The following is a 15,750-nucleotide window of genomic DNA, read 5'->3' on the forward strand; positions in this document are numbered from 1 at the left end:
TCCCAAGGTGCGCCGGGGAAAGGAGGGATATAGCTGGTTGACGAGGATGTTTCCAGACGTACCATAGCACTATCCATAAAGGCCAGCAAGCTGACGGCGCGGGTGCTGGCCCAGGCGCTCCAAGCGGCGGGCCGCAAAATTGCAAAGACCCGCCGGGAGCACCAGACGCCCCACGGCAGGCAAACGGTGCGCCAGCTCATGGCCCACGGAGCCGCCACAAACAGCATTGAAATTGAAGCTCCCCGGCAGTTTGACCGGGTGGCCCGCCGCTTCAATGTGGATTATGCCTTTTATAAAACCGGGCCGGACAAATACCTGCTGTTTTTCAAAAGCGGCCAGGCGGACGCGGTGACAGCTTGCTTTTCTGAATACTCCAAACGCCTGTTGAAGCGTTCCAAGTCCAGCCGTGTCCCCATCCGGGAACAGCTCAAACGGGCTGAGGATCAGCTTGCAAAGGAAAAGCCCCGGAAGAAAGAACGAGTAAAGGAGGCGGCCCGTGAGGACAGATAAACTCAAAAAGTATTTGATACCTAACATCCCCTATCTGTTTATCCTGTGGGCCTGTCTGAAACTGGGGACGGCCTACCGGCTGGCGGCGGGTGCGGATGTTGCTCATAAGCTCATGGGGCTGGGCCAGACCATTGGCCCGGCCTTTGCCGACTTTGCGCCGGGGCTTGCTCCCTTTGACTGGCTCGTTGGCATTGTGGGCGCGGCGGCGTTCCGTCTGCTGATCTACACGAAAAGCAAAAACGCCAAAAAGTACCGCCGGGATGAGGAGTATGGCTCCGCCCGCTTTGGAACGGAAAAGGATATAAAGCCCTTTGTCGATCCCAAGTTTGAGAATAATGTCATTCTCACCGGGACGGAATTTCTTACCATGAACACGCGCCCGAAAAATCCGGCCAACGCCCGGAACTTGAATTGCTGTGTCATCGGCTCGTCCGGCTCCGGCAAAACCCGGTTTTGGCTCACGCCCCAGCTTCTCCAGGCTCATTCCTCTTTCGTGGTGGTTGATCCCAAGGGCGGGGTGCTCTCCCAGGTAGGCCGCTTTTTACAGCGGCGGGGGTATAAGATCAAGATTTTTAACAGCATTGATTTTTCTAAATCCATGCACTATAACCCGCTGGCCTATCTCAAAAACGAGGCGGACATTCTCAAATTTGTGGATACGCTCATAGCCAACACAAAGGGGGACGGCAAGGAGGGCGATCCGTTCTGGACAAAATCGGAAACGCTTTTGTATTGCGCCCTGCTGTCCTATATCATTTTCGAGGGCCCCGCCGAGGATCGGAACATGAATACGCTGGTGGATATGATTTCCGGCATGGAGGTCAAGGAGGATGATGAAAACTTCCTAAACACCGTGGACTATATGTTTAAGGGCCTGGAAAAACGCAAGCCGAATTGCTTTGCTGTCAAGCAATACAAAAAATACAAGCTGGCCAGCGGCAAAACCGCAAAAAGCATTTTGATTTCCTGCGGAGCTCGTCTGGCTCCGTTTGACATCCCCCAGCTCCGGGAAATTATGAGTTATGACGAGCTGGAGCTTGACCGCATCGGAGATCGGAAAACGGCGGTTTTCTTTACTATTTCCGATACCACGCCCACCTATAACTTTATTGTGGCCCTGGCCTTTTCGCAGATGTTTAATCTTCTTTGCGAGAGGGCGGACAACGTACACGGGGGCCGTCTGCCCCATCATGTGCGGGTGCTGTGGGACGAGGCGGCCAACACGGGCCAGGTGCCAAACCTGGAAAAGCTGGTGGCGGTGATCCGCTCCCGCGAGGTGAGCCTGTGCCTGTTCTATCAGCAGTTGGCACAATGCAAGGCCATCTATGATAAGCACGCGGAGACCATTCTCGGAAATATGGACAGCGTGATCTTCCTGGGTGGCCGGGAGGCCAGCACAATCAAGGAAATTTCCGAGAACTGGCTGGGAAAGGCCACAATCTCCATGCAGACCGAGGGCCGCTCCCGCGGCCAGTCGGAAAGCTACAACCAGAATACCCAGCGGCTGGGCCGGGAACTGATGACCCCCAGCGAACTGGCGACCATGCCGGGCGACAAGTGCATTTTGCAGTTGCGGGGCCTGCCCCCGTTTTTCTCGCCCAAATACGATTTGAAGCAGCATCCCAACTATAAGCAAACGGCGGAAGCCGATAAAAAGAAAAACGCCTTTGACCTTGATAAACTCATAAACCGCCGCAGGCGGCCTGGGCTGAACGAGGCTTGTGAGGTGTACAAGGTGGCCGTGTCGGAAACTTCGCTCACAGACGAGGACGAGGACATCCTCAACTATGACGATGTGGACGATCCGGACGCTTTTGTATAAATATCGCTTCGGGACAAAGTGTCCCGAAGTGGCAACCTGCCGCCAGGAATGGCGGCTTTTTTCATGGCCGGGGCATCTCCCCGGAGAAAAGGAGGCTCTATGCAGTTTTTCGCATCTGCTATCGACACTTTACAGACCCTTGTTGTGGCCCTCGGCGCTGGCCTGGGCGTGTGGGGCGTAGTCAATCTGCTGGAGGGTTACGGTTCAGACAATCCGGGCTCCAAAAGCCAGGGCATGAAACAGCTCATGGCGGGCGGCGGCATCATCCTGCTGGGCACAACGCTGATCCCCCTGCTCTCTGGCCTGTTTTAAGGTAGCGGCTTATGGATTTTCTCACCGACTGGCTCACGGATTGGCTCAAGGAGCTTTTAATCAGCGGGATCATGGGGAACCTTTCGGGGCTCTTTGATAACGTAAACGCCCAAGTCGGAGAGATTGCGGTACAAGTGGGAACAACCCCGGCGGCATGGCACGCCGGGGTGTTCTCCCTGATCCGCCAGCTTTCCGAAACGGTAATTTTGCCGATTGCCGGAATGGTGCTGACCTTTGTTGCGACCTATGAACTGATCCAGATGCTTTTGGAAAAAAACAATATGCACGAGTTTGATGTGGCGAATATCTACAAATGGATGTTCAAAACGTCCTGTGCCATCCTTATTCTGTCAAACACATTCAATATCGTAATGGCCGTGTTTGACGTGTCCCAGAGCGTGATTGCACAATCGGCGGGGCTGATCCAGGGTTCCACGGACATTACGCCGGATATGCTGACCCAGCTTGAAACGACGCTGGAGGGTATGGATTTAGGGCCGCTGTTGGGCCTGTGGCTCCAGTCCTCCATTATCGGCGTTACCATGTGGGCGCTGAATATCATTATTTTCGTGCTGGTCTATGGCCGCATGATTGAAATATATCTGCTCACCAGCCTGTCCCCCATCCCTGTGGCGACCCTTGCCAACCGGGAATTGGGACACACGGGCCAGAACTATCTGCGCTCGCTGTTCGCCGTGGGATTCCAGGGGATGCTCATTCTGGTGTGCGTGGCAATTTACGCGGTGCTTGTCCAGGGGATCGCCACAGGCGGAGATCCCATCGGGGCGATATGGGGCACCGTTGGCTATACGGTATTGCTTTGCTATATGCTGTTCAAAACGGGCAGTATCTCCCAGCGCATTTTCGGCGCGCATTAGAGGGGAGGCGCGTATGGCAGAACATTCAACCTTGGGACAAAATGTCCCGAAGTCCCCGGCTCCCCCGGAGGGGCTGTTCCTTATGGACGGCATCGAGGGCCTGCGCTCCCTGCCCCAACACTCGGTTGATATGCTCTTGACCGATCCGCCCTATGGCACGACCCGCAACTTTTGGGATGTGCCCCTGCCGCTCCCGGAGCTTTGGGAGGCGGTGCGCTGGGCGGTCAAGCCGGAGGGTGCGGTGCTGTTCTTTGCTCAATGCCCCTATGATAAGGTGTTGGGGGCCTCCAACCTCCCTATGCTCCGCTATGAGTGGGTATGGTACAAGAGCCGGTGTACTGGCTTTCTCAACGCAAGGCGGGCCCCCTTGAAACGGACGGAGAACATTCTGGTATTCTATCAAAAGCTCCCCTATTACGATCCGCAGTTCGAGCAGGGCAAGCCCTATAAGAAAACCGCTGACCGGGGCGGCAACAGCCCCAACTATGGAAAATTTGTCCGTTCCGGCGGCGGCTCCGAGGACGGCCTGCGCTTTCCCGGAAACCTGCTGACATTCCCATCGGTACAGCGCACCGTCCACCCCACGCAAAAGCCCGTGGAGCTGTGCGAGTATTTCATCAAGACCTACACCCGCCCCGGCGAGGTGGTGGCGGACATCTGCGCGGGCTCCGGCACAACTGCCGTGGCCGCCGTCAACACGGGCCGCCGCTTTATCTGCTTTGAAACCGCCCCGGCCTTTTACGCCCCGGCCACGGAGCGCATCCGGCTGGCGCAGGCGGCTGCGGAGGCCGGGGAGAAAGGAGTCTGACTATCGGAAACTATTCTATCATCTACGCCGATCCGCCCTGGCGGTATTCTGCAAAGAACGTACAGGGGGCGGCGGAAAATCACTACCCCACAATGGGGATCGAGGAGCTATGTGCGCTCCCGGTGGCTGATCTGGCGGCCCCGGACAGCGCACTTTTTTTGTGGGCCACGTTCCCGCAGTTGCCGGAGGCCCTGCGGCTCATTAAGGCGTGGGGCTTCACTTATAAAACCGTGGCTTTTGTCTGGCTGAAGAAAAACAAAAAGGCGGACAGTTGGTTTTACGGCCTGGGCTTCTGGACGCGGGGCAACGCGGAAATCTGCCTGCTGGCGACCAGGGGCCATCCCAAACGGCAGGCCACGAATATCCATCAGTTTATCATTTCCCCCGTTGAAGCCCACAGCAAAAAGCCGGACGAGGCCCGCGACAAGATTGTTTCCCTCCTGGGCGACCTGCCCCGCGTGGAGCTCTTTGCGAGACAGACCCCGCCCGGCTGGGACGTGTGGGGAAACGAGGTGGAGAGCACCGTCCCGGACTTCGGGACACTTTGTCCCAAGGTGGGCGGCCCGAAAGGAGGTCTTTCATGCCCTATGTAAATGTACCCAACGACTTATCCAAAATCAAAACGAAAATGGCCTTTAACCTAACCAAACGCCAGCTTGTCTGCTTTGGCGGCGCGGCGGCGGTGGGTATCCCCTCCTATCTGCTGGCCCGCAGCTCTATCGGCAACACCGGGGCCATGTTCCTTATGCTGGCCGTTATGCTCCCGGCGTTTTTGCTGGCGATGTATGAGCGTGACGGGCTCCCCTTTGAAAAGGTGATTAGAAATATCATCCGGGCCCGTTTCCTGCGGCCCGGCGCGAGGCTCTATCAGACGCAGAATTTATACGCCCCGTTTACCCTGCGGGGCTCCGTGGGAAAGGAGGATGCGATTGCAACAAGCAAAAAAGCAAACACCCAGGCGCGGCCCCGCCGCAAAGGGTAAAAAACGGGCGGCCCTGTCCGCCCAGCAGACAATCCCCTATGTGCGGATGCTCCCGGACGGCGTGTGCCAGCTCCCCGGCGGGCTCTATACAAAAACCGTGGAATATGAGGACATCAATTATTCTGTGGCAAGCACCGAGGATCAGACGGCTATCTTTAGCGGCTGGAGCTCATTCCTCAATTACTTTGACAGCTCTCTGCCGTTCCAGCTTTCTTTCATTAACCGCCGTTCCCACTCCCGGAGCCGCTACAAGGTGAACATTCCCCAGGCCGAGGATGACTTTAACAGCGTCCGGGCCGAGTTTACCGGGATGCTGAAAAATCAGATTGCCCGGTCAAACAATGGGATTGAACGCTCAAAATATATTACCTTTGGCATCCCGGCGGAAAGTCTGGACGAGGCGCGGCCCCGGCTGGAGCGCGTGGAGGCGGACGTTATGAGCAACTTTAAGCGGCTGGGCGTGCCCTCCGAGCCTATGGACGGGCGGGCGCGTCTGGCCCTGCTTCACGGCCAGATGCATCCTGGGAGCCGGGAGCCGTTCCGCTTCTCCTGGGGGGATATTGCAAAGACGGGGCTCGGCACAAAGGACTTTATTGCCCCCGACAGCTTTGACTTCCGCCAGCCCCGGCTGTTCCGCATGGGCCAGTATTGGGGCGCGGCCTCCTACTTGCAGATTTTGGCGTCGGAGCTCTCTGACAAGCTCCTGGCGGAAATTTTGGAGCTTGACGCGGAAATGACCGTGACCCTCCATATCCAGACCGTGGATCAGCTAAAGGCGATTAAAACCATCAAGGGGAAAATTTCTGACATTGGAAAAATGAAAGTGGAGGAACAGCGCAAAGCTGTCCGGGCCGGATATGACCCCGACATTCTGCCGCCCGACCTTATCACATTTTCCAAGGACGCGGCGGAGCTTCTGGCCGACCTCCAGTCCCGCAACGAGCGGATGTTCCTCTTGACCTTTACCGTGGTAAATCTGGCCCCCACCCGCCAGCGGCTGGAAAATGATATTTTCACGGTGGGCGGTATCGCGCAGAAATACAACTGCACATTGAAGCGGCTGGACTGGCAACAGGAGCAGGGCTTTGTTTCCTCCCTGGCCCTGGGCGGGAATGAGGTGGAAATCCAGCGGGGCATGACTACCAGCTCCACGGCGATCTTCATTCCCTTTATGACCAGGGAGCTCCGCATGGCCGGGCCGTCCCTCTATTACGGCATGAACGCACTTTCCCACAACGTCATTATGGCGGACAGGAAAAAGCTGAAATCCGCGAATGGGCTCTACCTGGGCTCTACTGGCTCCGGCAAGAGCTTCGCGGCAAAGCGGGAGCTGCTCAACGTCTTTCTTACCATTCCCCAGGATCGGATTATCATTGTAGACCCGATGGGCGAATATGCCCCGCTGGTGCGGCGGCTGGGCGGCCAGGTGATTGAGATTGCCCCGGACAGCCCTAATCACATTAACCCTATGGACATCCAGATGGGCGGCAACGACGAGGACAGCCCCCTTTCCATGAAAGCTGATTTTCTGCTGTCCCTGTGCGAGCTGGTGGTGGGCGGCAAGGAGGGCTTACAACCGATTGAGAAAACCGTCATAGACCGCTGTGTGCGGTTGGTCTACCGGGATCTGGCCCTGGGCGTGGGGGACGGCAGGATGCCCTTGCTCCAGGACTTGTACGAGGAACTTTTGAAACAGCCGGAGCCGGAGGCCCGGCGCGTGGCGACGGCCCTGGAGCTCTACTGTACAGGCTCCCTTAACCTGTTCAACCATCCCACGAATGTCAAAACCGACTGCCGTGTGGTGTGCATCGTGCTCAAGGGCATGGGAGACAATCTCCGAAAAATTGCGATGCACGTCACAAATGAGTTTGTCAATTCCTCGGTCAATACCAACTATCAGAGCGGCATCTCGACTTGGTGCTACTTTGACGAGTTCCATGTTCTGCTCCGAGATCAGCTCACCGCCAGCTATTTTGTTTCCATCTGGCAGATGCTCCGCAAACGGGGCTGTGTGCCCAGCGCGTTGACGCAGAACGTCAAGCACCTGCTGGCCAGCCCGGAAATCCAGAATATTCTGGACAACACGGATTTTATGATCCTGCTGTCCCAGGCGCAGAGTGACCGGGCAATTCTGGCAAAACAGCTCGGCATTTCCGAGCATCAGCTTTCCTATATCACACACAGCAATTCCGGCGAGGGCCTGCTGTTCTATGGGAATGTGACCATCCCCTTTATGGATCGTTTCCCCCGTGGGGAGATTTACGATCTTCTGACCACCCGCCCGGAGGATTTGAAAGATGGCGCGGCGGGATAAGGCTGGCCCTGGGCCCCGTGTGCGCCCGGAGCAGGCCGCGCCCCAGGGGGCTCCGGGCCCGGAGGCCGGGGCTGGCACGAAAGAACAGGCCGGGGGCACTTCGGGACAAAGTGTCCCAAAGTCCAAATTCCGGCAAAAGAGCAGGCAGGAACAGGCCGCCGCGTCCAAGCTCCGTATGGAAAAGCGCGGGGAGAAGCTGGAGGCGGCAAAGGGCAAGCTGGCAAAGCAGAAACCCCAAAAGAAACCCGGCCCCGTCAAACGGGCGGGCGGGGCCCTGGGGGGCTCCGTCCACGGCTTTGTGCATGGGAAGATTTACGAGGTAGAGCAGGAAAATGTAGGCACCGAGGGGGCCCATCACTCCGAGCTTTTGGGCGAGTCCGCGTTCCGCCAGGGCTCCCGCTTCGTGGGGCGGCGCATACGGGAGCACCCGGCGTGGGCCGTCCGGAGGGCCGAGGCCCGGTATGGCAAGGCTGCGGCGGACTATCAATTTTACACCGCCGCCCAGGAACACCCGGAGCTCTCGAAAAATGCCCTGTCCCGCTACTGGCAGAAACGGCGGCTCCGCAAGCAGTACCAAAAGCGGGCAAAGGAGGCCGCCCGCCAGGGGGCCGTGGCCGCTGAAAAGACCGCCGCCGCCACCGAAAAGCTGTCGGCCCAGGCGGTGGGCTTTGTGAAGCGGCATCCCCTGGGCGTGCTCCTGGCCCTGGCCTGTGTCCTGCTCATTCTGTCTATGCAGTCCTGTTCGTCCGCATTGGTTTTGCTCGGCAACGCCGGGGCCGGGGCTGTTGGGGCTACCACCTACCCATCCCCGGACGGGGAAATCCTGGCGGCGGAGGCGGCCTACCTCAATCTGGAGGCGGAGCTCCAAAACTATCTTGATACCTACACCAGCACCCACAACTATGACGAGTACCATTTTGATCTGGATGAAATCGAACACGATCCCTATGTGCTGATCTCCATTCTCTGTGTGCTCCACGAGGGGGAATGGACGGCGGCCCAGGTGCAGGGTACGCTGGGGATGCTCTTTGACCGCCAGTATATTCTCACAGAGCGCGTGGTGGTGGAGACACGGTATGACAGCGACGACGAGCCCTATTCCTGGTATATCTGTTATGTAACGCTGGAGAATTTTGACCTGTCCCATCTGCCTGTGTATTTCATGGGCGAGGAGCAGTTGGCCCGGTACTCCCTCTATATGTCTACCCTGGGAAACCGCCCCGACCTGTTCCCCGGCTCCGCCTATGTGGATCGCTATGTGACAAACCCGCCCGCCGGATATGAGGTGCCGGGGGAATATCTGGACGATGAAACATTCGCCGCTATGCTCTCCGAGGCGGAAAAATACCTGGGCTATCCCTATGTATGGGGCGGGAGCTCCCCGGCCACGTCCTTTGACTGCTCCGGCTTTGTGTCCTGGGTAATCAATCACTCCGGCTGGAATGTGGGCCGCCTGGGGGCCCAGGGGCTCTATAACATCTGTACCCGCACCAGCTCCCCGCGTCCCGGTGATCTGGTCTTTTTCAAGGGCACCTATGACACGCCGGGCGTTTCCCATGTGGGCATCTACGTTGGGGACGGAATGATGATCCATTGTGGCGATCCCATCAGCTATGCAAACTTAAATACCAGCTACTGGCAGTCTCATTTCTACGCCTACGGGCGTTTGCCTTGAATGGAGGTTTTGAATGGCAACAGCAAAAAGTATGAAAATCCAGGCCGAGATTGATAAGGTCAAGGCCAAAATCAGCGAACAGCAGGCCCGGCTGAAAGAATTGGAGCAGAAGAAACTGGAGGCCGAAAACAGCGAGATCGTGGACATCGTGCGGGGCATGAGCATCCCCCTTGCGGAGCTCCCCCTGGTGCTCCAGAAGCTCCGGGACGATGGCACTTTGGGACAAAGTGTCCCGAAGTCCGAGCCCGCGCCTGTTACCGAGGGAAAGGAGGACAACTGAATATGAAACGCTTTCGAGTCTTGACGGCGGCGCTTTGCGCCGCTGTTCTTTTATGCGGCTTTACCCCCGCAACGGCCTACGCCGGGGGCGGCGAGGACTGGGAGGGGCTTGACCCCGTGGAGCCCGCTGTCACGGAGGAGCCGGTGATTGAGCCCGGCGAGGGCTTTTCTGAGGACGGCAATCTTGTGACCCGTGATCTGCTCTATGACAAGCATACCAACAAGCAGTTTATTACCGTCCAGACCAGCGGCGGGGCCACCTTTTACATTGTCATTGACTACGACAAGCCCGTGGACGAGGACGGCGAACAGTACCAGACCTATTTTCTGAATACGGTGGACGAGGCCGACCTGCTGGCCGCTGCCGAGGCCGCTGGCGTAGAGCTGGCCTCCTGCTCCTGCTCGGACAAATGCGCGGCGGGGGCCGTCAATACCGACTGCGCGGTGTGCGCCGTCAACATGACCGAGTGCGCAGGTGTGGAGCAAAAGCCGGAACCAGAACCGGAGCCTGTGGCCGAGCCCGACGCCGAGCCGGAAACAGAAAAAGGCAACGCCGGGATGCTCCTGCTGGTGCTGGCCGTGGCGGTGCTGGGCGGCGGGGCCGCGTTCTATTTCAAGGTGTACCGCCCCAAACAGCAGGCGGCAACAGAGCCGGAGGAGGACTACGGCGAGGAACTGGAGGACTATGACGGCGAGGAGGACGGCCCGCCCTGGGATGAGGACGAGGACGAAAACGAGGATACGGAGGACGGGGAATGAATTTCACAGCAAGCTCTTTTGAACGGATGATGAAACAAAAGCCCCGGCCCCAGGCTCCCGGCCCGGCCAAACCGCCCAGAGGCTCCGCCTGCTCCGTCTGTCCCTACTGGCGGGGCCTGCGCTGTGTCTGCTGTTATCAGAAACTTTCTCCCAGGCCGGGCGGCGGGAGGTGACGCTTTGGCCCGCGAACTGACACGGGAGGAAAAGGCGGCCATCCGCTCCCTGGTGGTGAAATGGTGCGCCAACTATGACCGGGCCTGTGGATGCCTGCCCCTGGACTGTGAGTGCTATATGCTGGGAAAGTGCTGGACAGGTGCCTATTGCCGCTACTTCCGGGAGGCCGTCCTGCCCCTTGATCCAGCTCTGGAGGCCGCCCTTACTACTGTGGGCCCCAGGCCGGATTTCAAGCCCTGCCCCATCTGCGGCGGGGCCGTGGCCCCGGACAGGCGGCAGGCATATTGTTCAGAGGCTTGCGCCTTAAAAGCCCACCGCCGCCAACAGCGGGAATATATGCGCCGGAAACGGGGGTGATCTGTTGACAATTAGCCCCCGGAAAACCCGCTGATTTCAAGGCTTTTTGGGGCCGCTTTTGGGGCGGGCCGTAGTTTTATATGCCCGGCCCTGGAATGGCCGAAATGTTGTCAACATGGAAAAACGGGACTTTGGGACAAAGTGTCCCGAAGTCCCAGGCTGTTATGCTTGAGGAGGTGTCTATGGAAAAACAGAAAGACCAGGAATTTGCACATCTGGAGGTCAAACGTCTTTGCGGCGTGTTCGGCGCGCCCCTGCCCCCTGTGGAGGAAAAGCCCGTGGATAAGGTCAAGGAGCCGCCCCGCCCCTATCGGAGTCGGGAACGGGAGGAGCGGTGACAAAGAAACGCCGCCGCCCTGTCCATCTTCATGTCATGGTGTCTGAGGAGGAGCAGGCGCTGATCCGGGAGCGCATGGCCGAGGCTGGCATCCGCAACATGGGGGCCTATATGCGGAAAATGGCCCTTAACGGCTATGTGCTCCACGTTGACCTCTCGCCCGTCCGGGAGCTGGTGTCGCTCCAGCGGCGGTGCTCAAACAATCTAAACCAGGTGGCGATCCAGGCCAACACCTACGGCGGCATCTACCCGGAGGAGATCGCCGCTCTGCAAAGGGACTATGCGGCCTTATGGGGGCCGCTGTCTGATTTACTGGAAAGGCTCTCCGCCGTGGTGGAGCTTTGACCCTCCGGGGAGCGGTGTTTTACCGCTCCCCGGTTTTCACGACTTTGGGACACTTTGTCCCAAGGTGGCGAAAGCCGCATACAGAGAGGAGGGGTATTCACGGCCACAACCTACATCCGGCCTTACAAGGTAGCGGCTGGAAAAAGCGCAATCCAGACGATGGAGGAGCGGTTTGATTATGGGCTCAATCCCAAAAAGCTGGGGGCCGTGTCCGCTTATCTCTGCGACCCGTCCACAGCTCCCGCCGAGTTCCTGCTGGTAAAAAGCCAGTACCAGGCGGAAACGGCCCGGCCCGTGGAGCGCGGGGCCCTGTTCTTCCAGATCCGGCAGGCGTTCCCGCCCGGCGAGGTGACGGCGGAGGAGGCAAATAAAATCGGCTATGAAACGGCGATGCGCTGGACGAAAGGCAAATACCAGTTTTTTGTCTGCACACATACCGACAAGGGCCACATTCACAATCACATTTATTACAACTCCACGGCCTTTGACCGCTCCCGGAAATTCCATAATTTCATCGGCTCGTCCTTTGCCCTGCGGCGGCTGTCTGACCGGGTGTGCATTGAGCACGAGTTGTCCTATATCCAAAATCCCAAACTGCACAGCAAGGGCCGTTTTCTCCATTACGGTCAATGGATCGGGGAAAAGCCGCCCTCTGCCCAGCAGAGGGTGCGGCTGGCTGTCATCGCGGCCCTGGAGAAAAAGCCCGCCGACTTTGCGGCGTTCCTGCGGCTCATGGAGGAGTCCGGCTTTGCCGTCAAGCATGGGCGGGGCGGCGTGATCTCGTTCCTGGCTCCCGGCCAGGATAAACCGACCCGGCTCCGGGCTTCTACCCTGGGCGCGGGCTTTGACCCGGAGGACATCCGGGCGGTGATTGCCGGGGAGCGGCCCATCCCGGAACTCCCCCAGGACGCTCCGGCCCCGCCCCGGCGCGTTGATCTTGTGATTGACATTCAACAGCGCATGGCCCAGGGCAAGGGCCCGGCCTATGCGCGGTGGGCCAAGGTCTACAATCTAAAGCAGATGGCCGCCGCGCTCCAGTATCTGCGGGAGCAAGAACTGGCCGACTATGCCGCGCTGGAGGCCAGCACCGAGACGGCGGTGGATCGCTTTCACAAGTTGGCCGGGGAGCTGCGGGACACGGAGGCCGCCCTCTCCAAAACGGCCCGGCTTATGGAGGCCACGGTGGACTATGCCAAGACCCGGCCTGTGTTCGATGGTTACAAGGCGGCCCGGTACAGTAAAAAATACCTGGCCCAGCATGAGGCGGAGCTGGCCGCTTATCGGGCGGCAAAGGCGGCCATGAATGAAATCCTGGACGGGGCAAAGCTCCCCAAAATAGACACGCTGAAAAAATCCCGCCGGGAGCTGGCGGAAAAGAAAAAGGCCCTCTATGCCGAGTACCGCCAGGCCCAGGCGGATATGCGGGAGGCCGTGGCGGTCAAGGCGAATATTGACCACCTGCTCGGCGTGACGGACGGGCGGGAAAATAAGGCCCAGGAGCGGTAGCGACAGGCCGCAGACAACAGGCGCATAGCGCCGGGACTTTGGGACACTTTGTCCCGAAGTCCTGCGGGTTTGGGGAGCTCCCCAACAAGCATTTTTGCGGGCCTGCGGCCCGGCAAAAATTTCGGAGTGTGGACACACTCGAATTGCTTGCCAAAACGTGCGGGCCTCGGAAGTACCCGCGTTAAAACATCGGACTTATGTCATTTCACTCTTGTATTGTTCTATTGGATGTGCTAAAATAAAGTTGATTTTTAGAATTTGTTTTTATTTTGCAGGGAAGAGGTGACGGGATGCCAAAGGTAGCTTATTCTGAGGAGGATAGAGAGCGCATCAGAACGGAACTCGTTGCAGTTGGTCTTGAACTGATGGCAAAACAGGGCATACAGCATACTACTGTGGAGCAAATATATAAAAAGGTTGGTATTTCACGAACTTTCTTTTACTCTTTCTTTGCAACGAAAGAAGATTTGATCGTTGAAACGCTGTACTTGCAACAGCCTAAAATTATTGAGCAAGTGCAAAGACTGATGGCCGATCCTGCTTTAAGCTGGCGTGATGCCGTGAAACAATTTCTCTATGCCTGTTGTTACGGAGAGAAAAATGGCATCGCTGTTTTAACGATTGAAGAACAGCAACTCATTTTCAAACGTTTGTCAAAGGAAAGCTATCAAATATTCCGTCAAAAGCAGCTCCGTCTTTTTGGAGAAATTTTAGAAAACTTTGGTATAAAGGCGGACGCGGCAAGGATCAATTTATTTACGAATTTGAGTCTGACAGCGATGGTTGTACGCAAGGCAATTCCTGATACGTTACCTCTGTTTGTTCCCGAAGTTGCCGATGAAACAGTTGACTTTCAAATAAACGCTATTGTGGATGCCCTGGAGAAATTAAAAGCAACACCTACCGCTTGAGTGATTGAAATGAGATAATCCGTCCGAATATCATGTTTCGGCCATATATTCAGACGGATTTCTTTTTAGCCAGGATAAAAACAAATTTGGTTTTTTGCTCTTATTTTTGAGAGATAAAACCTAAAATAAAACGCAAAGGAGAACACGCGATGAAAGTATTTGATCTGTTCGTAAGCAAATATCCACCGGGTAATGATTTGAGAAAACCTACTGCGGAAACGCTGGAGCAATTTCAAGGGAAAGTGCCAGCGGAGCTTCTGAACTTTTGGCAGGAATATGGTTTCGGAAATTATGGCGGAGGTTTGCTAAAAATTATTGATCCAACCGATTATATTGATACGCTCACTCTTTGGCTGGGCGAACAGGAGGGGTGCCTTCCCATTCTAATGACTGGATTTGGAACGCTTTTTATTTACCGCAAGCTGTCTGATACAGCCGATGATATGTGCCTGCTTGATATTCACAACCGCAGATCGGGCAGTTTCTCTACCAGCTTTTCCGATTTTTTTGAGCGTATTATTCCTGCCGAAAATTTTGCGGCGCAGTTTCTGAGAGTGGGTCTATTTCAAGAAGCATTTGCTAAACATGGCGGCCTTTCAGAAAACGAGATTTTCTTCTTTGCTCCGGCTTTGGCTTTTGGGGGAACTGAGTCCATTCAATATGTCGAAAAGGGAAATGCCGTTGTTCATCAGCACTTGTTGTTTGAAATGGGGGCGGATCATTCCGATGATACAGAACCGGATGATATGTGGTCGCAAGCCTATGAAGCAAATCCCCATGTGTTTGAATTGGATAATGGCGGGCTTATGGTTAGCTTCACCTTTTCGGAAACTGTGGATACCATCCTGCCAGTAGCACCAGAAACGCTATATGAGATTGAGGGAGAGACTATTTCTCTATGGGCGCTGACTTTCGTTAGTCTAACAAAAGAGGAAAACCTTGGCTTTTTGGAGTACCACAAGGCTTTGAAACAATTACAACCCTACATTGTGGAAACGAGAGGAGATCACATATTAGTTCGCGGCCTGAGTTTGGCAGAGATGGAGCATATTCTGGCAAAGCAATAAATTTGCTTTACCGCTACTTTGGGACAAAGTGTCCCGAAGTGATATAGCTACTATCAAAATTATTTCATTTATGATGCTGTGGGTATTGCCCCATCCAGTTTCATATAAACACATTCAAACATTTAGGAGGAAAAGTCATGGGATTTTTTAGCAAGTTATTTAAGGGCCCTGAAATTGACATGGAAAAGAGCAACGCAAATGCAAAGAAAATGCGTGCTCTATTTAATCAGGTTGTAGAGAACGGGGACAATTACAGACTGATTTTCGGATATACCGAGGATGTGAGCCGGTTTAACTATGGCTTTGTTCATGGGAGCAAAACAAAGATCGGAAATTTAATTGTCGGCTGGAACGAAGCCAGCCAGACGATTGTGGTTGTTCCCACAGTACCCGATCTTTCCGGCTGTGGCGATCCGACCTACTATCGCCGTTCTGAAATTTTGAAAGCCTATCGGAACAAATACCCTACCGATGCTTTTATCATTTATCCAGACAAAAAAGGATACATTGGCATCAATGCCTATGACTGGCTGGAAGATGAAAAGCTGTATGTTTATGTATCACAGGATGATGAATTGGCCGCTTTTACCGACTTCTTTATGAATCGCTTTGCAACAAAGTGAGGTAAAAGATGCCTATTGGAGAAATCGGAGCGTTCCTGCTGTTTCTTGTGATCGTGTTTATAGTTGGAAATCTATGGTTTCATTTCGTAGA

General features: G+C 55.9%; 18 protein-coding genes. All 18 read left to right on the plus strand.

What is annotated here, in order from left to right; translation table 11 throughout:
* Positions 1 to 90: 90 nt before the first annotated feature.
* On the plus strand, positions 91 to 510 hold the full coding sequence (locus DWV16_RS08890; protein ID WP_243184716.1) for a PcfB family protein: 420 nt from the start codon (positions 91 to 93) through the stop codon (positions 508 to 510).
* Positions 497 to 2,332: a VirD4-like conjugal transfer protein, CD1115 family gene (locus DWV16_RS08895; protein WP_118478831.1), complete on the plus strand. Its 1,836-nt coding sequence runs from the start codon at positions 497 to 499 to the stop codon at positions 2,330 to 2,332. The genes DWV16_RS08890 and DWV16_RS08895 overlap by 14 nt, the downstream gene beginning before the upstream one ends.
* A 99-nt stretch (positions 2,333 to 2,431) precedes the next feature.
* Entirely contained in the window at positions 2,432 to 2,644 is a 213-nt protein-coding gene (locus DWV16_RS08900) for a Maff2 family mobile element protein (protein ID WP_117545302.1), read from the plus strand.
* A gap of 11 nt (positions 2,645 to 2,655) precedes the next feature.
* Positions 2,656 to 3,522, plus strand: a complete 867-nt coding sequence (locus DWV16_RS08905) for a VirB6/TrbL-like conjugal transfer protein, CD1112 family (RefSeq protein ID WP_117536713.1) — start codon at positions 2,656 to 2,658, stop codon at positions 3,520 to 3,522.
* Between the two features lie 13 nt (positions 3,523 to 3,535).
* Complete coding sequence (locus tag DWV16_RS08910; protein ID WP_117570334.1) at positions 3,536 to 4,330, plus strand: site-specific DNA-methyltransferase; 795 nt, start codon at positions 3,536 to 3,538, stop codon at positions 4,328 to 4,330.
* Positions 4,327 to 4,923, plus strand: a complete 597-nt coding sequence (locus tag DWV16_RS08915) for an MT-A70 family methyltransferase (RefSeq protein ID WP_117570333.1) — start codon at positions 4,327 to 4,329, stop codon at positions 4,921 to 4,923. The genes DWV16_RS08910 and DWV16_RS08915 overlap by 4 nt, the downstream gene beginning before the upstream one ends.
* Entirely contained in the window at positions 4,911 to 5,312 is a 402-nt protein-coding gene (locus DWV16_RS08920; RefSeq protein ID WP_117536716.1) for a PrgI family protein, read from the plus strand. The genes DWV16_RS08915 and DWV16_RS08920 overlap by 13 nt, the downstream gene beginning before the upstream one ends.
* Positions 5,254 to 7,626 carry a VirB4-like conjugal transfer ATPase, CD1110 family gene (locus DWV16_RS08925; protein WP_199484335.1) on the plus strand — a complete coding sequence of 791 codons (2,373 nt, stop codon included), beginning with the start codon at positions 5,254 to 5,256 and terminating at the stop codon, positions 7,624 to 7,626. Before DWV16_RS08920 ends, DWV16_RS08925 begins: the two co-directional genes overlap by 59 nt.
* Positions 7,610 to 9,301, plus strand: a complete 1,692-nt coding sequence (locus tag DWV16_RS08930; RefSeq protein ID WP_118478833.1) for a C40 family peptidase — start codon at positions 7,610 to 7,612, stop codon at positions 9,299 to 9,301. Before DWV16_RS08925 ends, DWV16_RS08930 begins: the two co-directional genes overlap by 17 nt.
* 13 nt (positions 9,302 to 9,314) lie before the next feature.
* Entirely contained in the window at positions 9,315 to 9,581 is a 267-nt protein-coding gene (locus DWV16_RS08935) for a DUF4315 family protein (protein ID WP_117536714.1), read from the plus strand.
* A 2-nt stretch (positions 9,582 to 9,583) separates the two neighbouring features.
* On the plus strand, positions 9,584 to 10,339 hold the full coding sequence (locus tag DWV16_RS08940) for a DUF4366 domain-containing protein (RefSeq protein WP_117570332.1): 756 nt from the start codon (positions 9,584 to 9,586) through the stop codon (positions 10,337 to 10,339).
* 177 nt (positions 10,340 to 10,516) lie between these two features.
* Positions 10,517 to 10,870 (plus strand): cysteine-rich VLP domain-containing protein, encoded by a 354-nt coding sequence (locus tag DWV16_RS08945; RefSeq protein ID WP_117570331.1) that lies wholly within the window; start codon positions 10,517 to 10,519, stop codon positions 10,868 to 10,870.
* Positions 10,871 to 11,052: 182 nt separating this feature from the next.
* Entirely contained in the window at positions 11,053 to 11,208 is a 156-nt protein-coding gene (locus DWV16_RS19310; protein ID WP_022180498.1) for a hypothetical protein, read from the plus strand.
* Positions 11,205 to 11,552, plus strand: a complete 348-nt coding sequence (gene mobC, locus DWV16_RS08950) for a plasmid mobilization relaxosome protein MobC (RefSeq protein ID WP_022180499.1) — start codon at positions 11,205 to 11,207, stop codon at positions 11,550 to 11,552. Before DWV16_RS19310 ends, mobC begins: the two co-directional genes overlap by 4 nt.
* A gap of 159 nt (positions 11,553 to 11,711) precedes the next feature.
* A complete protein-coding gene (locus tag DWV16_RS08955; RefSeq protein ID WP_117579872.1) occupies positions 11,712 to 13,058 on the plus strand; it encodes a relaxase/mobilization nuclease domain-containing protein in 1,347 nt (448 codons plus the stop codon).
* 290 nt (positions 13,059 to 13,348) lie between these two features.
* A complete protein-coding gene (locus DWV16_RS08960) occupies positions 13,349 to 13,969 on the plus strand; it encodes a TetR/AcrR family transcriptional regulator (RefSeq protein WP_118478835.1) in 621 nt (206 codons plus the stop codon).
* A gap of 149 nt (positions 13,970 to 14,118) precedes the next feature.
* Positions 14,119 to 15,036 (plus strand): T6SS immunity protein Tdi1 domain-containing protein, encoded by a 918-nt coding sequence (locus tag DWV16_RS08965; RefSeq protein ID WP_117536691.1) that lies wholly within the window; start codon positions 14,119 to 14,121, stop codon positions 15,034 to 15,036.
* A 137-nt stretch (positions 15,037 to 15,173) separates the two neighbouring features.
* A complete protein-coding gene (locus DWV16_RS08970; protein ID WP_117536690.1) occupies positions 15,174 to 15,659 on the plus strand; it encodes a hypothetical protein in 486 nt (161 codons plus the stop codon).
* Positions 15,660 to 15,750 lie beyond the last annotated feature (91 nt).

This window comes from Anaerotruncus sp. AF02-27 (assembly GCF_003465835.1).
GTDB lineage: Bacteria > Bacillota > Clostridia > Oscillospirales > Ruminococcaceae > Anaerotruncus > Anaerotruncus rubiinfantis.